The organism is Micromonospora sp. URMC 107 (assembly GCF_051386315.1).
Lineage (GTDB): Bacteria > Actinomycetota > Actinomycetes > Mycobacteriales > Micromonosporaceae > Micromonospora.
Map to the genome: position 1 here is coordinate 23353 of NZ_JBPQTK010000002.1, position 24839 is coordinate 48191.

A 24839-nucleotide genomic window follows, 5' to 3' on the forward strand; every position below is an offset into this window, starting at 1 on the left:
TTCCCAAAGGTCCGAATCGGTCACGGGCCGGACGATGGCGCCGAGTCCCGATCCCCGCCCGGCCTCGGCGGCCCGCGGTCGCACTTCGGCCACGCGATGTCTCACCAAGCAACAATCGGGAATCCTTCTCATTGCCTCCCCACCCACCGGGGTCGGACCAGCCCTCCAGAACCCGGGCCGGCGGGGCCGGCCGCGCCGTCCACCCCGGGCGCGGGGTCCCGTCGCCGAGCCGCGGTGGCGCGCGGCCACCGGGCCGCAGCCGGCCATGCTGACACTGAGTTGAGCAGCGCTTACCCGAATGGTCTCCGGACTTCGCCCCACGTCCGGGGGGACGCCCGCAGGACCGGCGACAGGGGCGGTCCCGGCGCCGACGGACGGCGGACCGGAGCCCCGCCGAGGGGCGGAGGCACAGACGGGAACCGGGCCCCTAGCACGCAAGATCGCGCCCGCCAATCGCCGAGCGGGCCGAAAAGGGCGGGACCAATGGGCCACAAATGCGTCCTGTCACGTTACGAGATCACGCGACGACTTTCCGCTGTCAAACGCGCATCGAAGGCCCGGCCGGACCGGCGGCGACATAGACCCGATGTTTGCCCATCCTTTACAAACCTCGGCTTGCCGCCCAATTGCCGGACTGCCATACTCCCACCATCACAGTGGTCGATAGGGGGAGACCGACCCGGAGGGGTGGGGAATTATCGCCGACGCTGGCAGGGGGCGACCCGGGGTCGCCAGCCGATCATGTCGGTCGATGTTTCGCCGACTTCTCTCGATGGTCGTCTATATTTGCTAATAATGGAATGGGTCAAGAATTGCCGGTCTCCGATTTCGTCGAGCTCCAGGGCCGTGCAGGGCGGACGGCTCGTCGGGTGACCGCGCACCACACCCTCCCTCAGGGGCCACGCCCATGGAGCTGATCGAACGGTCGTGCCAGCTCAGCCTGCTGGAGAGCCGGCTGGCGGACCTGTGGCGAAACGGCGCCTCCCCGACCGAGCGGACGGTGACCGTGCTGACCGGTCCGGTCGGCTCCGGCAAGACCACGCTGTTGCAGGCCTTCGCCCGGCGGGCCTGCGGCACCGGAGCGCGTGTCCTCGGCGCGAGTGCCTCCCGCGCCGAACGCACCGTCCCGCTCGAGGTCATCCGGCAACTCGTCCGGGCGGCGCCGTTGAGTGGCGCCGGCAGTCCGGACACCCTGGCCCGCCTCGAGCGGCTACTGGACGCGGGTGCCCTCGCCTGGACCGACGCCGACGACACGGACCGCGAGGAGACGGCCCTGGCCACCGCCGCGATCGGCGGCGCGCTGCTGGAGATGACCACGCAGGGGCCGCTGGTCATCGCGGTCGACGACGTCCACCACGCCGACGTGCCGTCGCTGCGGTGCCTCGACTACGTGGCCCGACGGATCTCCGCCCTGCCCGTGCTGATCGTCCTGACGGAGGCGCCGCGCACCCGGCCGTGGCGTCCCGACGTGCACGCCGAACTGCTGCAACCGGCGAGGCTGCAGCGCATCCGGCTGTCACCGCTCACCGCCGAGGGGACGTTCCAGCTGCTCGCCCAGCGACTCGGTGTGCCGGTCGCCCGGACCATCGCCGAGGAGAGCCAGCGCATCAGCGGCGGCAACCCGTTGCTGGTGCAGGCGCTCGCCGAGGACCAGGCCGACGCGCCCCGGCCCGCCGACCGCCCGGTGGCCGGGGAGTCCTTCCGGGAGGCGGTGCTGAGCTGCCTGTACCGCTGCGACCACCTGGTGCTCAATGCCGCCCGGGTGCTGGCCGTGACCGGCGAGCCGCTGCACGGCAACCTGCTGCCCCAGCTCGTCGACGTACGGTCCCGGGCCGCGCTGGGCGCGATCGACGACTCGACCAGCGCGGGGTTGATCACCGCGCAGGGGCTGCGCCATCCGGCGGTGCGCCAGGCCGTGATCGACGGAACGACCGCCGAGGAACGCGCACGGCTGCACCTGGAGGCGGCCTGCCTGCTGCACGAGGACGGAGCGGCCCCGGCCCGGATCGCGCCCCATCTGGTCGGGATCGACGAGCTCGCCGAGCCCTGGATGGCGCAGACCCTGCTGGAGGCCGGGGAGCAGGCGTTGCTCGACGGCGAGGTGGAGACCGCGCTGCGCTACCTGCGCCGCGCGCACCGGGGCTGCGCCGGCGAGTGCCTGCGCGCGCGGATCCGTTCCGCGCTGGTCCGCGCCGAGTGGCGCCTCGACCCGCAGGCCGCGATCCCCCACCTGGTCGGCGTCGTCACCGCCATCCGCGCCGGGCACCTCGGCAGCCAGCAGGCCGCCGGTCCCATCCAGTACCTGCTCTGGCACGGTGAGATCGACAAGGCCGTCGAGCTCGTCAGCCACCTGAGCGAACGGGCGGACAGCGCCGATCCGAGGTCCGCTGCCGAACTGCTCGTCACCACGAGCTGGATGTCGACCCTCTACCCCGGGGTGATGGTCGACCGCCCCGCGCCCACCGTGGCCGCCCGGGACCCGCTCACGCTGGCGAAGGTCAAGCGCGGGATCGCGGGAGCCACCCTGCTGTCCGCCGTGCTCGACCGCGGCGACGCCAGCGCGGTCGAGCAGGCCGAGCGGGCGCTGTCGACCACCGGGCTGGACGACGAGCCGAACATGTGGACGGCCGTCTGCGCCCTCATCGCCATGATCTACGCCGACCGGCTGGACCTGGCCGGCGACTGGTGCGACCGGCTGGGCCGCGATCCCGCGACGCCGCGCTACCCCACCCCGTCGGCGCTGCTCACGGCCCTCCGGGCGACCGTCGCCGGACGGCTCGGCGACCTGCCCCGAGCCGAGAGGCTGGCGGACGAGGCGCTGGGTCAGCTCTCGCCGAAGGGCTGGGGCGTGGTGATCGGGATACCGCTCGCCGTCCGGATCCGGGCCCTCACCTTCATGGACCAGCTCGACGCGGCGGCGGCCTGCATCCAGATGCCGGTGCCCCCGGCGATGTTCGAGACCCCGATCGGGCTGCACTACCTCCAGGCCCGTGGGATGCACGCCCTCGCGGCGGGCAGCCCGGAGGCCGCACTGGCCGACTTCCAGCTCTGCGGACAGCTGATGAGCCGCTGGCGGCTGGACTTCTCGGGTCTCGTCCCGTGGCGCACCGAGTCGGCGCGGGCGTTGCTCCGGATGGGCCGCCGCCAGCAGGCCGGCAGGCTGGTCCGCGACGAGCTGGCCCGGCTGCGCCCCGTCCACGTCCGGCACCGGGCCGCCGCCCTGCGGGTCCTGGCCGCCACGGAGGACGGGCCGGACCGGATCCCGCACCTGCGCAGCGCCGTCCGGCTGCTGCGGCAGTGCGGCGACCGGATGGAGCTGGCGCACAACCTGGCCGACCTCGGGCACGCCTACCAGCAGGTCGGCGACCGGCGGCAGGCCCGCGTCGCGTCGCGGTCGGCCCGGCTGCTCGCCGAGGAGTGCGGCATCCCGACGCTGCGGCCCGGCGCCCCCACCGCCAGGAACGGTGCCGCCGAGGGCCGCCCCGACACGACGGCCGTGGTCCACGGGCTGACCGACGCGGAGTGCAGTGTCGCCACCCTCGCCGCCCAGGGGCACACCAACCGCGAGATCGCCGAGAAGCTCTTCCTGACCGTCAGTGCGATCGAGCAGCGGTTGACCCGCATCTACCGCAAGCTCGACGTCAACTCGCGCAGCGAACTGGCCGCCCGGCTGCGCCTGAACCGACCCGGCGCGACGGTCCTGGACCCACCGTCGCGAGGCCCCGGCGACCCGGGCCGCCGGCCTGACGGACCCCGGCTACGCTGACCGCCGCCGGCCGCCCACCCGGCCCACCGCCCACCCGGGTTCCGGCCGCCGCCGGCAGTCGCGACCGTTCCGGCCGTCCGGGCGTCCCCCCTCGGCCCGCGCCACCGTCGATCGTTCGCCGGCCGGTGAACCCGGTTCCCGCCGACCGTCGCCGGCCGTTTACCGTGGCCTCCATCTCCGCCTCCGCCGAGCGTCGCCGGCGTCCACGCGGACCTCGCCTCCGCCGGTCGTCGTGGCCGTCCACGCGGACCTCGCCTGCCCTGCGCCGATCGTCGCGGTCCGTCCACTGCGGACCCACCCCTCGTCCGCCGTTCGTCGTCGGCCTCTCCCCCGCACAGCCCCGCGATGCCCGGCCGGTCGCCGCCGCCGCCCGTCGCCGCGAGTCCGCTCGCGGCCACTTTCCGTGCCGGCGGGCATGCGCCGCGACGCCTGATGTGACACCATCGAGCCACACACCCGACACCAGCCACACATCGTGTCGTCACCTCCCCCGCCAGGCCGGGTCGGATACCCCTCACCGCGAATCGCGCAACCCCTAAATGCGGTTCAGAGCCGCAGGTTTGTGCGCGAAACGATGGGGTCTCGCGCCCGTTGTCGCACACCCGCGCCGGTGCCAGACTCGCCTCAACACGCGGACCGTACGGCGACAACCCCGGTCCGGCGGAAGATTTCCAGGTCCACCCGGCACGGCGGCCCGGTGCGCTCCACCCCTACCCGGTAGACGCGGGTGGAGGGGCGGCTGTCCGGCAAGGGGGAGGCGGCGTAGGTCACACCGGGGTTCCCGGTTCCGCGCCGCGTACGAGAAGGGCTGACACGCTGGTGTTGGTGCAGCAAGAGGAACAGACGACCCGTCTCCGGCGCGCGTTCCGCGCGTGCGAGGACCAGCAGCGCGGACACGTCGCGCTGGTCACCGGCGCCGTGGGGAGCGGCAAGACCAGCCTGCTGGAGTCGTTCAGCGAGTGGGCGGCGGGCGCCGGCGGGCAGGTGATGAGCGCCGCCGGCTCCCGGGCCGAACGCGGGCTGCACCTGGGAGTGATCGGGCAACTGTTCCACAGCGCCCGGCTCACGCCCGAGGCGACGGCGCGGGTCGAGAAGCTGATGCGGGACGCCACCTTCGCCGTACCGCTGCCCGAGCCCGGCGGTGAGGCGGCCGACGGCGACCGGGCCTGGGCACCCCTGCTGCACGGCCTCTTCGCCACCCTGCTCGACCTGACCAACGCCGGTCCCCTGGTCCTCGCCGTCGACGACGTGCACCACGCGGACCCGGCCTCGCTGCACTGCCTCCTCTACGTGACCCGCCGGCTGCGCCACGCCCGGATCATGGTCGTGCTCGCGGAGGCGTCGACGCTGCGCCCGCCGCACCCACTGTTCCGGGCCGAACTGCTCAGCCAGCCGCACTTCTCCCGGATCGGCCTGCCACCGCTGACCGTCGACGCCATCGCCCGGCTGGTCGGCGGCGGAGCCGACGACGCCGAGGCCCGGAGGACGGCCGAACTCTGCGTGCGCATGACCGGCGGCAATCCGCTGCTCACCCGGGCGCTGCTCGAGGAGCGGGCCGACGGCGAGATGAGCGACGACTACGGCCCGGTCGTCGGCGACGCGTTCGACCAGGCCGTGCTCGGTTGCCTCTACCGGCACGAGCCGGGGGTGCGCCGGGTGGCCCAGGCGCTGGCGGTGCTCGACCGGCCCGCGCCGGCCGAGCTGCTCGGCCATCTCCTCGACGTGGTGCCCGAGTCCACGGCCCCGGCGGTACGGGTGCTGCGCACCTCCGGCCTGATGGAGGCCGACCAGCTGCGCCACCCGCGCATCCTGCGCTCGATCCTGGGCGACATGTCGGCCGACGAACGGCGGAGCCTGCACCAGCGGGCCGCCGAGGTGCTGCACGACCACGGCGCCGAGCCGAGCGTGGTCGCCGAGCATCTGGTGGCCGCCGGCTCGACGAGCGCGCCCTGGATGGTGCCGGTGCTCCAGGACGCCGCCGGGCACGCGTTGGCGTCGGGCCGGCCGGACGTGGCCGCCGCGTGTCTGCGCCTGGTCTTCCGCGCGCCGGTGGACGAGCAGCAGCGGACCGCCACCACCGAGATGCTGGTGAACGCCCGCTGGCAGATCAACCCGCTGACCGTGAACGGGCAGCTGACCGAGCTGGTGGAGAAGGCGCGGGCCGCCGGGTGGTCCACCGAGGCGGGCCTGTCGGCCGTGCCCTACCTGCTCTGGCAGGGCCGGGTGGACGAGGCCACCGAGGCGGTCAGCGCCTTCTCCTCGGACGAGGAGCAGGGCTCGGGCGGCCTGGCCGGTCGCCTGCGGATGATGCAGCTGCTGGTCTCCCTCTCCCACCCGGACCACCTGACCACTGTGCGGGAGACGCCGAGCACCTGGAGCCGGGCGGCGAGCGCGCCGACCACGATCAGCCCGCTGCTCCAGGCGGTGACGGTGCTCGGCACCGCGCTGACGCCGGCCGCGGACAACGACACCGTGGCCACCGCCGAGCAGCTGCTCCAGCGCCACCACACGGACGACGGCGCGCTGGGTCTGCTGACCGCTCCCCTGCTGGCGCTGCTCTGGGCCGGTCGGTCCGACCGGGCCGCGGTCTGGGGGGACGTGCTGCTCGGCCGGCCGGTGGCCCAGCACGCCCCGGTGTGGCGGGCCGTCATCCGGGCGGTCCGGGCGGAGGCCGCGTTGCGCGTCGGCGACCTGCCCGGCGCCGAGCACCACGCCCGGGCGGCCCTGGAGGACATGCCCGCCCCGGCCTGGGGAGTGGCGGTCGCCGGCCCGCTGGCCACGCTGGTCGCCTGCGCGACCGAGTCGGGCCGGCTCTCCGAGGCCGACCGGTGGCTCGCCCACCCGGTCCCGCCCGGCATGTTCCGCACCCCGCTGGGCCTGCACTACCTGGCCGCCCGGGCCCGGCACCACCTGGCCGTGCGTCGGCCACACGCCGCCACCACCGACCTGCGGCGGTGCGGCGAGCTGATGCGCGCCTGGGGCATCGACGCGGCCGGGCTGGTGCCGTGGCGGCTGGAGCTGGCCCGGGTGCAGCTCAGCGTCGGCAACAAGGCTCAGGCCACGCAGCTGCTCCAGGAGCAGCTGCGGGTGCCGCACGGGGTCGACGACCGGACCCGGGGCCGTACGCTCCGGCTGCTCGCCACCACCGCCGCCCAGGACCACCGTCGCAAGCTGCTCTCCGAGGCGGTCAACCTGCTCCAGTCCAGCGGTGACCGGCTGGAGCTCGTCCGGGCCCTCGGCGACACCGGTCAGACGCTGCAACGTGCCGGGGACTCCGCCCGCGCCCGGCTGCTCGTCCGCCGGGCCTACCAGCTCGCCCAGGACTGCGGGGCGTCGGTGCTGGCCCAGCGGCTGATCCGCCGGGAGCCGGGCAGCGGGCTGCCGGCGTACCCGGCCGCCGCCGAGTTGCAGGAGCCCGACGACGGGCTGAGCGACGCCGAGCGCCGGGTCGCCGCGCTGGCCGCCCAGGGGCACACCAACCGGCAGATCTCCAGCAAGCTCTTCATCACGGTGAGCACGGTCGAGCAGCACCTGACCCGGGTGTACCGCAAGCTGGACGTGAAGCGGCGCACGGACCTGCCGTCCCGGCTCGTCGCGTACGCGGAGGCGCTGGCCGACGAGACCCAGGGCGCCGCGTCCTGACACAGACGCCGAAGGGGCGCGGTGGGTGCGACCCACCGCGCCCCTTCGGCGCGTACGACAGCCGGGAGATCAGCCGACGGCCAGCCCGACGGTACGACGGGCCTCCGCCTCGTCGCGGTGCCGCAGCACGAGGTCGGCGGCGGCGGTGACCCCGCCGGCCTGACGCATCCGCCGGCTCCACAGCTCCGCCCACGCGAACGTCTCCTCACCCAGCAGGTCGCTCGAGCTCGGCGGGCGCACGTCCTCGACGTTCCGCGAGTCGGCACGCTCGACGGACAGCGACGGCGACGGCCACCCCGGGGCGGACCCGGCTCGGTCGACGCCACCCGTCGGCGGAACCAGCGGTGGGGGCGGACCAGGCGGGCCGGAACCGGTCACCTGGACGCCGATGGCCCGGGCCGCGGGAGCGGCTCGGGCCATCGGCCTGTCGAGGACTGTTCAGGTGGTCGGGTTCAGCCGCTGTTCCGTCAGTCCATGGCGCGGCGCATGAAGCCACGCATGCCGATCATCGAGAACACCACGAAGACCCCGGCGAGGACGCACATGCACAGCCAGAGCGGCAGCGACTCGACCCCCGGCGGGCCGACGAGCGACCGGGTCGCCTCGCTGATGTAGGTCAGCGGGTTGAGCGCGCAGATCACCTGGTACCAGCGCAGCGAGTCCAGGCCGAGCAGCGGGAACTGGGTCGCGCCGGTGAACATGAGCGGGGTCATCACCACGGTGAACATGATCTGGATGTGCTGCGTCGGCACCAGCGTGCCGAAGGCGAGGCCGACCGCCGCGCCGACCAGCGCGCCGATCGCCAGTACCCCGATCACCTTGAGCACGACCGCCCAGGGCCAGGTGACACCGAGCATGAGCATGCCGACCGGGATCAGCACCACGCCGGCGATCAGGCCGCGGATGCCGCCGAAGACGATCTTCTCCAGGGCCACCAGCGGAATCGCCATGGGCGCCAGGAGGCGGTCCTCGATCTCCCGGGTGAAGGAGAAGTCCATCATCATCGGCAGGGCGGTGTTCTCCAGCCCGATCAGGAAGGCGTTCAGCGCGATGACGCCGGGCAGCAGCACGTTGCTGAAGTCGTCGCTGGCGTAGCCCAGGTCGCTGAGCACCTTGCCGAAGATCAGCAGCATGAACAGCGGCTGGATGAAGACCTGGAGCAGGAAGCCGACCAGCTCCCGGCCGGTGACGAACAGGTCCCGCGAGAGCACCGCCCGGAACGTGGCGAACTGGTCCAGCGCGCGCACCGGCGGCGGCGACGAGGCCGGCGACGGCGCGGACGGGGGGGCGGGGGCGGCGACGCTCACCGAAGTTCCCTTCCGGTCAGGTGGATGAAGACATCTTCCAGGCTGGGCTGGCCGATGTTCAGGTCACGGACCTCGCAGCCCAGGTCGGCGAGGATCTTCATCGCCATCGGGATGGCGTTGGCCGGCTGACCGCTGGTGTAGACCCGGAAGGAGAGCGGGGCGTCCGGATCGACGGGCGCGTCGGGGGCCGGCGCGGGCATCGGCATCGCGGGCATGCCGGGGAACGCCGGCGCGGCGGCAGGCGCCGGGGCGGTCACCTTGAAGTGTTCCACCTGCTCCACGTCCGGGATCGCGTCGAGCGCGGCCCGCACCTCCTCGGCGGGGGCGCCGGGGGTCACCACGAGGGTCAGGGTGCTGCTGCCCGGCAGCGTACGGGTCAGCGCGGACGGGGTGTCCAACGTGAGCAGCTTGCCGTGGTCGACGATGCCGACGCGGTCGCAGAGCTTCTCCGCCTCGTCCATGTCGTGCGTGGTGACCACCACGGTCACCCCGGCCCGCTTCAGCTCGGCGATGCGGTCGTGCACGAAGAGCCGGGACTGCGGGTCGAGGCCCGCGGACGGCTCGTCGAGGAAGAGCACCCGGGGCGAGTGCATCAGCGCACGGGCGATCATCGTGCGCTGGGCGAGGCCGCCGGACAGGAAGTCGGTGCGGTGGTTCGCGAAGTCCTTGAGCCCCATCTGATCCAGCAGCTCGTCCGCCCGCCGGATGCGCTCCGCCCGGGGCACGCGGTGGTACGCCGCGTGGAACAGCAGGTTCTGCCGGACGGTCAGCGCCCGGTCGAGGTTCACCCGCTGCGGTACGACCGCCAGCAACTGCCGGGCGACGGCCGGCGCGCCGATCACGTCGGCGCCGCACACCTGGGCCCGACCCGAGGTGGCGCGCACCCGCGTGGTCAGCACCCCGATCGTCGTCGTCTTGCCGGCGCCGTTCGGCCCGAGCAGGCCGAAGACCTCACCGGCGCCGACGGAGAAACTCAGTCCGTCCACCGCCGGTGGCATGTTGGGCTGGTACCGCTTGACCAGCTCCGTGACCACCACTGCCTCGTCCACGTCGTCATGCTCCGTCCTGAAACGTCGGTCCGATAGATGTACGTGTGCCGATAGGGGGCGCTAGGGGCACACCAGGGGCGGCAACGGTCACAGGCCCCGCGCGGTCAGCCACCGCTGCACCGTGCCGGCGAGTTCCGGCCCCCGGTCGGCGACCATGCTGAAGTGGTCGCCGGCCGCGTCCGCCACCTCGTGCGGGTACGGCCAGCGCGACCGCCAGCCGTCCTCCTCGCCGTCCCACTCCCCCAACGGCTCGCTGGCCCGGACCAGCAGCGTCGGCGCCGCCATCTCGGTCGGCTGCCAGTCCAGGAACAGGGGCAGGTAGCCGGCCCACGCGGTCGTCCGCCAGTCGTCCATCGGCGTGTACGCGCTGTCCCGGTCGATCATCCCGTCGAGCAGCTGCGGCACCCACCCGCCGAGCACCTCGCTGTTCGCCGGGTAGGTGTCCATGAGCACCACCGCGGCCGGCGTCCGGCCCTGGCGCTCCAGCTCGCCGGCGAGCAGGTTGGCCACCATCGCGCCGCCCGAGTGGCCGGCCAGCACGAACGGGCCGGCGCCGACGGCGCGCAGCACCGTGTCGGCGTGCACCCGCAGCAGGGCGTCGAGGTCGGCGGGCAGCTCCTCGCCCACGCCGAAGCCGGGGTTGGGCAGGGCCCAGACGTTGCGCAGCCCCCGGAAGCCGGCGGCGAGCCGGGCGTACTCGTGGGCCCCGGAGAGCAGGGACATGGTGCAGCAGCACACCAACTGCGCAGGGGCGCCCCCCTCGGCCAGCCGGAGGATGCCGGCCGGGCGGGTGAGCTGCGCCGGTTCGCTGAAGCTGGGCCGGAACTGGGCGAGCTTGACCAGGAGTTCGGCGTACCCGGCGGGGTCCTCGCGCGCCTTCGGCTGGTTGAACAGCCCGCCGAGCAGGCCGCCACCGGCACTCTGCGGGGCGGGTCCCCCGGCGGCGTCCGGGGAGTCCCCGGCCTCGTCCGCGCCGACGAGCTGACCGTGCAGGTGGTGGGCCAGCGCCGTCGGGGTGGGGTGGTCGAAGAGCAGGGTCGCCGACAGCTCCGCCCCGGTCTCCTGGCGCAGCGCGTCCCGCAGTTCCAGCGCGGTCAGCGAGTCGAAGCCGAGTTCCAGGAAGTCCCGGTCCTCCTCGACCGCCCCGGGCGAGGCGTGCCCGAGCACCGTGGCCACGCGCGCCCGGACCAGGTCCAGCAGGATCCGGTGCCGATCACCGGCCGGGACGCCGGCCAGCCGGTCCCGCAGCGCCCGGGCCGGGTCGGTCGCCTCGCCACCGGAGCCGGTGTCGCGGTCCGCGGCGGCCACCGCCTCGGGCACGCCGCGCAGCAGCGGACTGGGCCGTACGGCGGTGAAGGCCGGCACGAACGCGGGCCAGTCGAGGTCGGCGACCGCGAGCTGGTCGTCGCCGCGCCCCACGGCCTGCTGCAGCGCGGACACGGCCAGTGCGGTGGAAAGCGGACGGACCCCCCGGCGGCGCAGCTGCGCCGGGTCGGTGACCTCGTCCGCCCAGGGCACCCACGCGACGACGGTGGCCGGACGGCCGGCGCCGACGGCGGCGGCGACCGCCGCTCCCCCGCTGCCCCAGACGGCGGCGGTGGAGGTGAAGACGACGAACTCGTCGATCGGCCGGTCGGCGCAGATCCGGTCGAGCAGTTCCACCTCGGCGGTGCGGGCGGCCACGGCATGGGCCAGGTCGCGCGGGTCCAGCGTCGCGACCGGGTCGCCGGCCCCGTCGGAGTCGGCGACGTGCAGCACGGTGCGGACTCCGGTGCCGGCGGCGGCCAGCCGGTCCAGCGCCTCGGGCAGCGCGTCGAGGTCGTCGACGGCGGTGACGGCGACGTCCCGGCCCGTCGTGCCGGCGGACGCGACGGGGCCGACGAGGACGAGGTGGGTCGCGCCGCGGTCGGCGAGCCACCGCAGCAGGTGCGGGGTGCGCACCGCCGCGGCCCCGTGCACCAGGACCGCGCCCCGGGGCCGCCAGTCCGCGTCGGCGGCGACACCGGCCGGCGCGCGGGAGAGCCGCCGCGCGTACAGCCCGTCGGAGCGCACCGCCAGTTGGTCCTCGTCGCCGCCGGCCGCGACGAGCCGGGCGAGCACGGCGAGCGCGGCCTCGTCCGGCTCCGCCGGCAGGTCGACCAGCCCGCCCCAGAGCCGCGGCTGTTCCAGCGCCAGCACCCGGCCCAGACCCCAGAGGTACGCCCCGGCGACGCCGGGCGCGGGGTCGTGCGCGCCGACCGCCACCGCGCCCCGGGTCACGGTCCACACCGGCGCGGTGCTGCCGGCGGCGCCCAGGGCCCGCACGAGCGCGGCGGTCGCGGCCAGCGCGGCCGTCCCGGTGGCCCGGGCCGGCTCCCCCGCCGCCAGCAGCGAGAGCACGACCGGCGGGGCGCCGTCGGCGGGCAGGGCCCGGGCGATCTCGTCCGGGTCGTCGGCCACGGTCACGAGCACCGGGGTCAGGCCCTCGGCGCGCAGTGCGGCCAGCACGGCCGTGGCGTCGGTCGCCGCCCCGGCCACCACCAGGCACTCGCCCGTCGGGGCGGTGCCGGCGGAGGGCGCGTCGACGCGCGTCCACTCGGCGCGGTACCGCAGGCCGTCCAGCTCGGAGCCGCGACGCCGCCGGTCCCGGTAGGACGCCAGGGCGGGCAGCAGTTCGGCGAGCGCCTCGTGCCGGTCCGCGCCGAGGCCGAGCGCGGCGGCCAGCGCGGCCGGCTGGTCCTCCGCCACGGCGGCCCAGAACTCCTCGTCGTCGCCGGGTGCGGCGGGCTGGCCGAGGTCGACGACGGGCGGGTCCGGCCAGTACCGCTCGTGGTGGAACGCGTAGGTGGGCAGCTCGATCCGGGCGGCGTCGCTGCCGGCGAAGAGAGCCGGCCAGTCCACCCCGGCTCCGCGCAGGTCGACGGCGGCGAGCGCGGCGAGCAGGGTGGCCGGCTCCGGCTGGTCCCGGCGGCCGAGCGGCACGAAGGCCGCCGGCTCGACGTCGGGCAGGCACTCACGGGCCAGCGCGGTCAGGGCGCCGTCGGGGCCGAGCTCCAGGAAGGTCCCCACGCCGGCGGCGGCCAGGGTGGCGATCCCGTCGTGGAATCGGACGGTGTCCCGGACGTGGTCGACCCAGTAGCCCGGATCGGTGGCCTGGGCGGCGGTGAGCGGCTCGCCGGTGCGGTCGGAGACGACCGGCAGGGTCGGCGGGTGCCAGGTGACCTTCTCCGCGACGACCCGGAAGTCGGCCAGCATGCCGTCCATCCGGGCCGAGTGGAAGGCGTGGCTGACCCGCAGCCGGCGGGACCGCCGGCCCTGGGCGGCGAGCCGTGCGCCGGCCGCGAGCACGGCCTCCTCGTCGCCGGAGAGCACCACCGACCGGGGACCGTTCACGGCGGCCAGCGCCACCCGCTCGTCGAGCAGCGGCATCACCTCGGCCTCGGACGCCCGCACCGCCAGCATCGCCCCGCCGGCCGGCAGTTGCTGCATCAGCCGGCCCCGGGCGGCCACCAGGCTCGCCGCGTCGGCCAGCGACAGCACGCCGGCGACGTGCGCCGCGGCCAGCTCGCCGACCGAGTGGCCGAGCAGGTGCTGCGGGCGCAGTCCCCACGCGGTGACCAGCCGGAAGGCGGCGACCTCGTAGGCGAACAGTGCCGGCTGGGTGAACTCGGTCCGGTCCAGCAGCGCCGCCTCGGGCGAGTCGGGGTCCGCGAAGACCACCTCCCGCAGCGGTCGCCCCAGGTGCCGGTCCAGCTCCCCGGCCACCTCGTCGAAGGCGGCGGCGAACACCGGGAACCGGCGGCAGAGCTCGGCGCCCATGCCGAGGCGCTGGGCGCCCTGGCCGGTGAAGAGGAACGCGACCCTGCCGGCCGGACGGGCCACCCCGCGTACCACGCCGGAGGCGGTGCGGTCCTCGGCGACCGCGCGCAGGCCGGCCAGCAGCCCCTCGGGGTCGTCGCCGATCACCGCGGCCCGGTGCGGCAGCGCCGCCCGGGTGGTGACCAGCGAGTACGCGACGTCGGCCGGGGCCAGGTCGGGGTGGGCGGCCAGATGGTCCAGCAGCCGCCGGGCCTGCCCGGCCAGGGCCGGCGCCGACCGGGCGGAGACGATCCAGGGGGCCGGCGGGGCGGGCGTACCGGCCGGCCGGGCGCTGGCGGTGTCCGCCTCGGCGGCCTGCTCGATGATCACGTGCGCGTTGGTGCCGCTGATCCCGAACGCGGAGATCCCCGCCCGGCGCGGCTGCCCGGTCTCCGGCCAGGGCTCCGCTCCGGTCAGCAGGGACACCGCCCCCGCCGACCAGTCGACGTGCGGGGTGGGCTCGTCCACGTGCAGGGTGGGCGGCAGCACCCCGTGCCGCATCGCGAGCACCATCTTCATCACCCCGGCCACGCCCGCCGCCGCCTGGGTGTGCCCGATGTTCGACTTGACCGACCCCAGCCACAACGGCCGGTCGGCGCGGCGCTCCTTGCCGTACGTGGCCAGCAGCGCCTGCGCCTCGATCGGGTCGCCGAGCGTGGTGCCCGTGCCGTGCGCCTCGACGGCGTCCACCTGGTCGGCGGTCAGCCCCGCGTTGGTCAGGGCCTGCCGGATCACCCGGCGCTGGGACGGGCCGTTCGGGGCGGTCAGCCCGCTGCTCGCCCCGTCCTGGTTGACGGCGCTGCCGCGCACGACGGCGAGGATCGGGTGGCCGTTGCGGCGGGCGTCGGAAAGCCGCTCGACCAGCAGCATGCCGGCCCCCTCGGACCAGCCGGTGCCGTCGGCGGCGGCGGCGAACGACTTGCACCGGCCGTCGGTGGAGAGGCCACGCTGCCGGGAGAACTCCACGAAGACGGTCGGGGTGGCCATCACCGACACCCCGCCGACCAACGCCATGGTGCACTCCCCCAGCCGCAGCGCCTGGCAGGCGAGGTGCAGCGCGACCAGGGACGAGCTGCAGGCCGTGTCGACGGTGACCGCCGGTCCCTCCAGCCCGAGGGCGTACGAGATCCGGCCGCTGGCCACGGCGGCGGCGCTGCCGGTGCCGAGGTAGCCCTCGACGCCGCCGCTGACCCCGGTGAGCAGCGCGGCGTAGTCGCCCTGACTGCTGGTCGCCGCGTACACGCCGGTGGGCGCGCCGCGCAGCGTGGTCGGGTCGATGCCGGCCCGCTCGAACGCCTCCCAGGCGGTCTCCAGCAGCAGCCGCTGCTGCGGGTCCATGGCGAGGGCCTCGCGGGGACTGATGCCGAAGAAGGCGGGGTCGAAGTCCCCGGCGGAGTAGAGGAACCCGCCCTCCCGCACGTACGACGTGCCCCGGCTCTCGCGGGCGGGGTCGGGGTCGTAGAGCGCGCCCAGGTCCCAGCCCCGGTCGTCGGGGAACGCCGACATCGCGTCCGTGCCGGCGGCCACCAGGTCCCACAACTGCTCCGGCGACCCCACGCCGCCGGGGAACCGGCAGCTCATTCCGATGATCGCCACCGGCTCGCTGAGCGCGGCGGTGAGCTGCTGGTTCTGCTGCTTGAGCTTCTGGTTGTCGAGCAGGGACGCGCGCAGCGCGCCGACGACCTCGTCCAGTGAAACACTCATCGGGGGCTCCTCAGGGCGGGCCGGGTCACGAGTCGGAGCCTTCCAGGGCCATCCGGACCAGGCCGGCGACGTCGAGTTCGCGGATCTGGTCCTCGGGCGCGGGCGGCGCGGCCGGGGCGGCGGGCGCCACGGCCGGCGAGCCGGCGCTCGTACGGGCCAGCTGGAGCAGCTGGTCGAGCAGGCCCGCCTGACGCAGCTCGTCCAGCGGGATCGCGGCGAGGGCCCGGCGGACCGACTCCTCGTCGCCGCCGTCACCGGCGTCCCCGTCCCCGTCTCCGAAGAGCTCCTCGTAGAGGTGGTCGGCCAGGCCGGCCGGGGTCGGGTAGTCGAAGACGACCGTGGTGGGCAGGTCGTGCCCGGTCGCCGCGCTGAGCAGGTTGCGCAGCTCCACGGCGGTGAGCGAGTCGAAGCCGAGGTCCAGGAAGCCCCGGTCGGTCTCGATCACGTCGCCGGAGGAGTGGCCGAGCACCTTCGCCGCGTCCTCCTGCACCATCTCCAGCAGCGCGGCCCGGCGCTCCTCACCGGGCAGTGCCCGCAACCCGGCGAGCAGGTCCCGGGCGACGGGCGCGGACGCGTCCGGCGCGTCGGCGGGGGCGACGGCCAGCGCGCGTACGGCCGGCAGGTCGGCCAGCAGCGGGCTGGGCCGCAGCGAGGTGAACAGCGGCTCGAAGGTCGCCCAGTCGACGTCGGCGACGGTGACGCAGGTGTCGCCGGCGGCCAGGGCGTGCCGCAGTCCGGCCATCGCCACGCCCGGCGGCATCACCCGCAGGCCCCGGCGGCGCAGCTGCTCCGCCGCGCCCTCGGTGAACATGCCCGACTCCGTCCACGGCCCCCACGCGACGGACGTGGCCGGCAGGCCCCGGCCGCGCCGCCGCTCGGCGAGCGCGTCGAGGTAGGCGTTGCCGGCGGCGTACGCGCCCTGCCCGCCGCTGCCCCACACCGCCGCGATGGACGAGAAGAGCACGAACGCGTCCAGTTCGACGCCGTCGAGCAGCTCGTCGAGGTGCTCGGCGCCGGACAGCTTCGGGGCGATGACGTACGCCAGGTCCTCCAGGGTGGTGTCGGCCAGCGGCACCACCTCGCTGACCCCCGCGGCGTGCACCACCGCGCGCAGCGGCGGTCCCTCCCGCCTGAGGTCGGCGAGGAGCTCGGCCACCGCGTTCCGGTCGGCGGCGTCGCACCGGGCGACCCGGCAGTCCACCCCGAGGCCGGTCAGCTCGGCGAGCAGGTCGGTGGCGCCCGGGGTGTCGGTGCCCCGCCGGCTGGTCAGCACCACCCGCTCCGCGCCGGCGCCAGCCACCCAGCGGGCCACGTGCCCGCCGAGCGCGCCGGTGCCGCCGGTGATCAGCACCGTGCCCCGGGGCTGCCACGGCGCGGGGTCCCCGGCGGTGACGGCCGGGACGAGCCGCCGCACCAGCACCCCGGACTCGCGGACGGCGAGCTGGTCCTCCACGCCGCCGCCGGTCAGGATGCCGCCGAGCCGCATCGCCGTCCAGGGCTCGAGGTCGGTGGGCAGGTCGACCAGCCCGGCCCAGCGGCCGGGCTGCTCCAGCGCGGCCACCCGGCCCAGGCCCCACAGCATCGCCTGCCGGGGGTTGGCCGGGGCGTCACCGTCGCCGACGCCGACGGCACCCTGGGTGACGCACCAGAGCCGGGCCGGGGCGTCGAGGTCGACGAGCTGCTGGAGCAGGTGCACGGTCGCGGCGAGGCCACGGGGCAGGGCCGGGTGCTCGCCGTGCGGGGTGTCGTCCAGGCCGAGGAAGGAGAGGATCGACAGTGGTCCGTCGCCCGCGCCGAGCGCCTCGGTGAGGACGTCGGCGAACCCGCCGCACAGCTCGTCGGAGTCGGCGGCGGTGTCCACGGGCACGATGGTCACCTCGGTGCCCAGGGCCCAGGTGCAGGAGTGCAGGTCGGGGTCGTCCGCGCGGTCGGCGGGCAGCAGCACCAGCCAGCGGCCGGGATCCTGCTCCTCCGGGGTCTGGGCGATGGGCTCCCAGACGACCCGGTACCGGCTGCCGTCCACCAGGGCCCGCTCCCGGCCCCGCCGCCGCCAGGCGGACAGGGCGGGCAGCACGGTCCCGAACGGCTGGTCGCGGTGCACGTCGAGATCGCGGGTCAGCGACTCGAGGTCCTCGGCCTCGACCGCCGCCCAGAAGCGGCGCTCGACCTCGGTGCGGTCGTCCTCGGCCGCCAGGGCGGCCCAGGGCGGCGGCTCCGGCCAGTAACGCTGCCGGTCGAAGGCGTAGGTGGGCAGGTCGACCCGCTGCGCGCCGGTGCCCTCGTAGAGGGTGGACCAGTCCGGCGAGACGCCGTGGGTGTGCAGCGCGGCGACCGCCCGCAGCAGGGTGGTCGGCTCGGCACGGTCCCGACGCAGGGCGGGCACGACCAGAGGGGCCCGGCCGGCCGGGGCGTCCCCGGCCAGGACCGCCTGGGCGAGGGCGGTGAGCACCCCGTCCGGGCCGATCTCGACGTAGCCGGTGACGTTGCGCTCCCGCAGCGCCGCGACGGCGTCGGCGAAGCGCACGGCGTCGCGGGCGTGCCGCACCCAGTACTCCGGCGTGCCGAGTTCCGTCGCGTCGACGGGCGTGCCGGTGACGGTGGAGATCATCGGGATGGTCGGGGCCTCGTACCGCAGCCGTCCGGCGACGGCGGCGAGGTCGTCGAGCACCGGGTCCATCAGCGGGCTGTGGAACGCGTGGCTGACCGCCAGCCGCCGGATCCGGACACCCCGGGCGGACCACTCGGCGGCCAGTTCCTCGACGGCGTCGCCGGCCCCGGACACCACGACGGCGGCGGGACCGTTGACGGCGGCGACGGAGACCCGGTCGGCGCGCTCGCCGAGCCCGGCGGTCACCTCGGCCTCGGTGGCGGCGATGGCGAGCATCGCCCCGCCGGCCGGCAGCGCCTGCATCAGCCGGCCCCGGGCGGCGACCAGCTCGGCGGCGTCGGCCAGGGAGAGCACTCCGGCGGCGTGGGCGGCGGCGAACTCGCCGATGGAGTGCCCGGCGACGGCGTCGGGGCGGACGCCCCACGCCTCGAGCAGCCGGAACAGCGCCACCTCCACGGCGAAGAGCGCCGGCTGGGTGAACTCGGTCCGGTCCAGCGCCTCGGCCTCGGCGGTGTCGGGCTCGGCGAAGAGCAGCGGCTTCAGCGGGCGGGGCAGGTGCGGGTCGAGGGCGGCGCAGGCCTCGTCCAGCGCGGCGGCGAAGACCGGGAACGCCTCGGCCAGCTCGCGACCCATACCGGCCCGCTGGGCCCCCTGTCCGGAGAAGAGGTACGCCACCTTCGGCCGGGACGCGGCCACGCCGGTGACCACCAGCGGCGAGTCCTCGCCGGCGCCGAGGGCGCGCAGCCCGGCGCCCAGGGCGACCCGGTCGGCGGCGAGGACGACGGCCCGGTGCTCCAGGGTGGCCCGGGAGGTCGCCGACGACCAGCCGACGTCGACCGTCCGCGGGGCCTCCAGCCCGGTGAGCTGCTCGGCCCAGCGCTCCGCCTGGGCGGCCAGCGCGACCGCGGTCCGTCCCGACAGCAGCACCGGCACCACCGGCAGCCGGGCCGGGTCCCCCGTGGGCGGCTCGGCGGCGGACGGCTCGGGGGCCTGCTCCAGGATGGTGTGCGCGTTGGTGCCGCTGATGCCGAACGAGGAGACGGCGGCCCGGCGCGGGTGGCCGGTGACCGGCCACGGGCGGCCCTCGCCGAGCAGCTCGACCGCGCCGACGCTCCAGTCCACCTGGTCGGTGGGCTCGTCGACGTGCAGGGTCTGCGGCAGGTAGCCGTGCCGCAGCGCCAGCACCATCTTGATGATCCCGGCGACGCCGGCGGCGGCCTGGGTGTGCCCGATGTTGGACTTGATCGAGCCGAGCCAGAGCGGCTGGTCGGCGGGCCGCTCCCGGCCGTACGTGGCGAGCAGTGCCTGCGCCTCGATGGGGTCGCCGAGCTTGGTGCCGGTGCCGTGCGCCTCGACGGCGTCCACGTCGGCCGGGGTGAGGCCGGCGTTGGCGAGCGCCTGCCGGATCACCCGCTGCTGCGACGGCCCGTTCGGCGCGGTGAGGCCGTTGGAGGCGCCGTCCTGGTTGACGGCGCTGCCGCGGATCACCGCGAGCACGGGGTGGCCGTTGCGGCGGGCGTCGGAGAGCCGCTCCACGAGCAGCAGACCGAGGCCCTCGCCCCAGCTGGTGCCGTCGGCGGCGGAGGCGAACGCCTTGACCCGGCTGTCCGGGGCGAGGCCCCGCTGCCGGCTGAAGCCGACGAACACCCCGGGGGTGGACATGACGGTGACGCCGCCGACGAGGGCGAGGGAGCACTCCGAGCGGCGCAGCGCCTGGCAGGCCCAGTGCAGCGCGACCAGCGACGACGAGCAGGCGGTGTCCACCGAGACGGCGGGCCCCTCCAGCCCGAGGGTGTAGGACACCCGGCCGGAGAGCACGCTGCCGGCGTTGCCGGTCATCAGGTGCCCCTCGGCGCCCTCGGCGCTGAACATCAGGTTCCGGTAGTCCTGGTAGTTGGTGCCGACGAAGACGCCGGTGGGGCTGCCGCGCAGCGCGTGCGGGTCGATCCCGGCCCGCTCGATCGCCTCCCAGGACGCCTCCAGCAGGAGCCGCTGCTGCGGGTCCATGGCCAGGGCCTCGCGCGGGCTGATGCCGAAGAACCCGGCGTCGAAGTCGGCGGCCCCGGCGACGAAGCCGCCCTCGCGGGCGTAGCTGGTGCCCTCCTTCTCCGGGTCGGAGTCGAAGAGCCGGTCGAGGTCCCAGCCCCGGTCGGTGGGGAACTCGCCGATCGCGTCGCCGCCGGCGGCGAGGAGCTGCCACAGCTGCTCCGGGGTGTCCGCCCCGCCCGGCAGGCGGCAGCTCATCGCCACGATGGCGATCGGCTCGTCGTCGTCGGCCGGCGCGGCCGGGGCGGGGGTGGCCACGTCCGGGGCGGCCCCGGTGAGCAGTTCGTCGAGGTGCGCGGCGAGCGCCGTCGGGTTCGGGTAGTCGAAGGCGAGCGTCGCGGGCAGCCGCAGGTCGGTGGCGGTGGCCAGGAAGTTGCGCATGTCCACGGCGGTCAGCGAGTCCAGGCCGAGGTCGCGGAAGGGCAGCGTGGCCGGGATGTCGTCGGCCGCGCCGTAGCCGAGCGCGGTCGCCGCGCACTGGCGGACCAGCTCCAGCAGCGTCGCGGCGCGCTCCGCCGCGGCGAGCCCGGCGAGCCGCCGCGCCAGGGCCGACGGTACGTCCGGCTCCTCCTCGGCGGTCTCCTGCGGGGCCGGCCGCGTCGCCTCGCGCACCTCGGCGAGGTCACCGATCAGCGGGCTGGGCCGGACCAGGGTGAACGCGGGGGCGAAGCGGGCCCAGTCGATGTCGGCGATCAGGGTGGTGGTCTCGCCGCGGCGCAGCGCCCAGGCGAGCGCCTCGACGGCCAGGTCCGGGTCCATGCCGACCATGCCGCCCCGGCGCAGCCGCTGCTGGGCGCGTTCGTTGTCGGCGGGCAGGCCGGCCCCGCTCCACGCGCCCCAGGCCACCGAGAGGGCGGGCCGGCCCTCGGCCCGGCGTCGCTCGGCGAGGGCGTCGAGGAACGCGTTCGCCGCCCCGTACGCGCCCTGCCCTGCGTTGCCGGTGGTGCCAGCGACCGAGGAGAACAGCACGAAGGCGTCCAGGTCGAGGTCCCGGGTCAGCTCGTCCAGGTGAGCGGCGGCGGCGCACTTGGGCGCGGCGACGGTGTGCAGGCGCTGCGGGGTGGCGGTGTCCACGATCCCGTCGTCGAGGACGGCGGCGGTGTGCAGCACGGCGGTCACCGGGGCGTCGGCGGGGACGGCGGCGAGCAGGTCGGCCACCTGTGCCCGGTCGGCGACGTCGCAGCGGGCCACGGTGACGCGTACGCCGAGGCCGGTCAGCTCCGCCTCCAGCTCGGCGGCGCCCGGGGCGTCCGGGCCGCGCCGGCTGGCCAGCAGGACGTGCGCGGCGCCGGAGCGGGCCGCCCAGCGGGCCAGGTGCCCGCCCAGCCCGCCGGTGCCGCCGGTGATCAGCACGGTGCCGCGCATCCGCCAGGTGTCGTCGGACGCGGTCGGCTCGGGCTCGGTGATCCGGGCGAGTCGGCGGACGAAGACCCCGGACGCGCGCACGGCGAGCTGGTCCTCGCCGTCGCCGAACTGGTCCGCGCCGTCGCCGTCGTCGAACTGGTCCGCGCCGCCGGCGGCACCGAGCGCCGCGCAGAGCAGGGCGCCGGCCTGCGCGTCGAGGGTCTCCGGCAGGTCGAGCAGGCCGCCCCAGCGGGCGGGGTGTTCGAGGGCGACCGCGCGGCCGAGCCCCCAGACGGAGGCGGCGACGGGGCTCGGCGCCGGGTCGTCGGCGCAGGCCGCGACGGCTCCCCGGGTCGCGCACCACAGCGGCGCCTCGACGCCGAGCGCCCCGAGCGCCTGCACCAGCAGGGCGGTGCCGGAGACGGCCAGCGAGGTCGCCGGGTGCTCCGGGTGCGCCCGCTCGTCCAGGCCCAGCAGCGAGAGCACGGCGACGGGCCCGTCCGGGCCGGGAAGCGCGGCGCGCAGCGCGTCGGCCAGCGCCGCCGGGTCGTCGGTGGCGTCCAGCGCCACGGGTACGACGTCCGCGCCGAAGTTGCCGAGCGCCGCCAGCACGTCGGCGACCAGGGGGTCGTCGCCCAGCGCCGCGGGCACCGGGACGAGCCAGCTGCCGGCGAGCCAGGTCAGCGGCAGGTCGGGCACGGCCCGCCAGGTGACCCGGTAGCGCCACCGGTCGATGTCCGGCGCGCCGTCGGGGGCGGCGAGGAAGACCGGCGGCGCGGGCCAGTACCGGTGGTGGTCGAAGGCGTACGTGGGCAGGTCGACGGCGGCCGCGGTGGGCAGGACCTTCCTCAGGTCGACGGGCAGGCCGATGGCGTGCGCGATGGCGAGGTTGGTCAGCAGCCGGGTCGCGTCGTCGTCGTCGCGGCGCAGGCTGCCCAGGGTGTGGCCGGTGACGCCGCTGTCGTCGAGGATGGCCGTCACCGGCATCGTCAGCACGGGGTGCGGGCTGATCTCGACGAACGTGGTGTGCCCGGCGGCGATCGCCACCCGCACGGCCGCGTCGAAGAGCACCGTGCGGCGCAGGTTGTCGTACCAGTAGTCCGCGCCCATGGCGATCGGGTCGACCCAGTCGCCGGTCAGGGTGGAGACCAGGCGGGTGTGGCCGACCTGCGGGGTGACGTCGGCCAGGTCCGCCCGCAGCTGCTCGGCGACCTCCTGCACGGCCGGCGAGTGCGACGCGTAGTCGACGGGGATCAGTCGCGCCCGGACCCCCTCGGCCTGGCACGCCTGCACCAGGTCGGTGACGTGCTGCGGCGGGCCGGACACCACGACGGTGGTCGGGCCGTTGACCGCCGCCACGCCGACGCCCGGGAAGGCCGGCAGCCGCTCCGCGACCGCCTCTGCCGACAGGTCCACCGACGCCATCGTCCCGGTGCCGCGCAGCACCGCCAGCGCACGGGAGCGCAGCGCCACGGTCCGCGCGGCGTCCTCCAGGGACAGGATGCCCGCCACGCACGCCGCGCCGATCTCGCCCTGCGAGTGACCGATCACCGCCTGCGGGGTCACCCCCGCGTGCTGCCACACGGCCGCGAGGGCGATGCCGACGGCCCACAGGACCGGCTGCACGACCTCAACCCGCTCCAGCCACGACTCGTCGTCGCCGGTCAGCACCGACACCACGTCGACGTCCAGATACGGGGCCAGGGCCCGCTGGCACTCGGCCAGCTTCGCGTCGAACACCGGCGTACGCCCGACCAGACCGGCGGCCATCCGCGCCGACTGGGCGCCCTGACCCGGGAACACGAAGACGGGGCCCGCGCCGGGATTCGACGCCACACCGGTGACCACGTTCGCGGCCGGCAGACCGGCGGCGACCGCGTCCAGCCCGGCCAGCAGCTCCTCGGCGGTTGAGGCGACCACGGCGGCGCGGTGGTCGAACGTCGACCGGGTGGCCGCCAGGGACCAGCCGACCGCCGCCGGGTCGGTCCCCTCCCGCTTGCGCAGGTACGCCGCGAGCCGGGCGGCCTGCCCGGCCAGGGCGGCCTTCGACCGGGCCGACACCGGCCAGAGGAACGCGTCGGCGGCGACCAGACCGGGGGCGGAGTCGGACGGGCGGCCCTCGGTCGGCTCGTCCGGCTGCTCGATGATCACGTGGGCGTTGGTGCCGGAGATGCCGAACGAGGAGACGGCACCGCGCCGCACCCGGCCCGTCTCGGGCCACGGCCGCGCCTCGGTGGCCAGTTCCACCGCGCCGGCCGTCCAGTCGATGTGCGGCGACGGCGCGTCGACGTGCAGCGTCGCCGGGACGAGGCCGTGCCGGATGGCGAGCACCAACTTGATCACGCCGGCCACGCCGGCGGCGGCCTGGGCGTGGCCGATGTTCGACTTCACCGAGCCGAGCAGCAGCGGCGGGGCCTCCCCCCGGTCCTGCCCGTACGTGGCGATGAGCGCCTGCGCCTCGATCGGGTCGCCCAACTTGGTGCCGGTGCCGTGCGCCTCCACGACGTCGACGTCGGCGGTGGACAGCCGGGCGGAGGCGAGGGCCTGGCTGATCACCCGCTGCTGCGCCGGCCCGTTCGGGGCGGTCAGCCCGTTCGACGCGCCGTCCTGGTTGACGGCGGAGCCGCGTACCACCGCGAGGACGCGGTGGCCGTTGCGGCGGGCGTCCGACAGCCGCTCGACCAGCAGCCAGCCGACGCCCTCGGAGAACCCGGCGCCGTCGGCGGCGGCGGCGAACGACCTGCACCGCCCGTCCGGGGAGAGGGCGCGCTGCCGGCTGGAGCCGATGTAGAGGCCCGGGGTGGCCATCACGGTCACCCCGCCGGCCAGCGCCAGGTCGCACTCCCCCGCCCGCAGCGCCTGCACCGCGAGGTGCAGCGCCACCAGAGACGACGAGCAGGCCGTGTCGATGGAGACGGCGGGCCCCTCCAGCCCGAGGGCGTACGACACCCGGCCCGACGCGACGGCCGCCGCGCCCCCGGTCATCGAGTGCCCCTCGTCGCCGTCCGGCGACACCATCAGCAGGGTGCCGTAGTCCTGCCCGTTGGTGCCGACGAACACCCCGGTCCGGCTGCCGCGCAGCGAGGCGGGGTCGATGCCGGCGGACTCGACGGCCTCCCAGGACGTCTCCAGCAGCAACCGCTGCTGGGGGTCCATGGTCAGCGCCTCGCGGGGCGAGATGCCGAAGAAGGCGGAGTCGAAGTCCCCGGCCCCGTCGACGAACCCGCCCTCCCGGGCGTACGAGGTGCCCGGGTGGTCGGGGTCGGGGTGGTAGAGGCGCTCCAGGTCCCAGCCCCGGTCGTCCGGGAAGGGGGCAACGGCGTCCCGGCCGTCCCGCAACAGCTCCCACAGGTCGTCGGGGTTGCGCACCCCGCCCGGCAACCGGCAGCTCATCGCCACGATCGCCACCGGCTCCAGTTCCTGGGACTGTGCCTCACTGAGCCGGCGACGGGTGTCGTGGAGATCAGCCATGACCCGCTTGAGGTAGTCGCGGAGCTTGTCTTCGTTGGCCATCGGAGTGCCGCTTCCTCGAAAGG

Annotated in this window: 6 protein-coding genes and 1 pseudogene; 2 read left to right on the top strand and 5 right to left on the bottom strand. The window is 75.7% G+C overall.

Translation table 11 applies throughout. The annotated features are described in order from the left end of the window. The first annotated feature begins 907 nt into the window (after positions 1-907). Both ACSNN9_RS00715 and ACSNN9_RS00720 read left to right on the top strand, forming a co-directional pair. The gene (locus tag ACSNN9_RS00715) at positions 908-3766 is read left to right on the top strand and encodes an AAA family ATPase (protein WP_436670675.1); all 2859 of its coding nucleotides are present in this window, start codon (positions 908-910) and stop codon (positions 3764-3766) included. A gap of 825 nt (positions 3767-4591) precedes the next feature. Next, positions 4592-7408 carry an AAA family ATPase gene (locus ACSNN9_RS00720; RefSeq protein WP_436670676.1) on the top strand — a complete coding sequence of 939 codons (2817 nt, stop codon included), beginning with the start codon at positions 4592-4594 and terminating at the stop codon, positions 7406-7408. A 69-nt stretch (positions 7409-7477) separates the two neighbouring features. Here the strand turns inward: ACSNN9_RS00720 and ACSNN9_RS00725 are convergent, their stop codons facing one another. The 5 genes and pseudogenes from ACSNN9_RS00725 to ACSNN9_RS00745 all read right to left on the bottom strand — a co-directional run bounded on the left by ACSNN9_RS00725 (position 7478) and on the right by ACSNN9_RS00745 (position 24816). Next, on the bottom strand, positions 7478-7648 hold the full coding sequence (locus tag ACSNN9_RS00725) for a hypothetical protein (RefSeq protein WP_436670677.1): 171 nt from the start codon (positions 7646-7648) through the stop codon (positions 7478-7480). Positions 7649-7875: 227 nt separating this feature from the next. Further along, complete coding sequence (locus tag ACSNN9_RS00730; protein WP_436670678.1) at positions 7876-8715, bottom strand: ABC transporter permease; 840 nt, start codon at positions 8713-8715, stop codon at positions 7876-7878. Next, the gene (locus ACSNN9_RS00735) at positions 8712-9764 is read right to left on the bottom strand and encodes an ABC transporter ATP-binding protein (protein WP_436670679.1); all 1053 of its coding nucleotides are present in this window, start codon (positions 9762-9764) and stop codon (positions 8712-8714) included. The genes ACSNN9_RS00730 and ACSNN9_RS00735 overlap by 4 nt, the downstream gene beginning before the upstream one ends. A gap of 87 nt (positions 9765-9851) precedes the next feature. After that, positions 9852-15305: pseudogene (locus ACSNN9_RS00740) on the bottom strand (type I polyketide synthase); the annotation flags it as partial. Between the two features lie 25 nt (positions 15306-15330). Further along, positions 15331-24816 carry a type I polyketide synthase gene (locus ACSNN9_RS00745; RefSeq protein WP_436670680.1) on the bottom strand — a complete coding sequence of 3162 codons (9486 nt, stop codon included), beginning with the start codon at positions 24814-24816 and terminating at the stop codon, positions 15331-15333. Positions 24817-24839 lie beyond the last annotated feature (23 nt).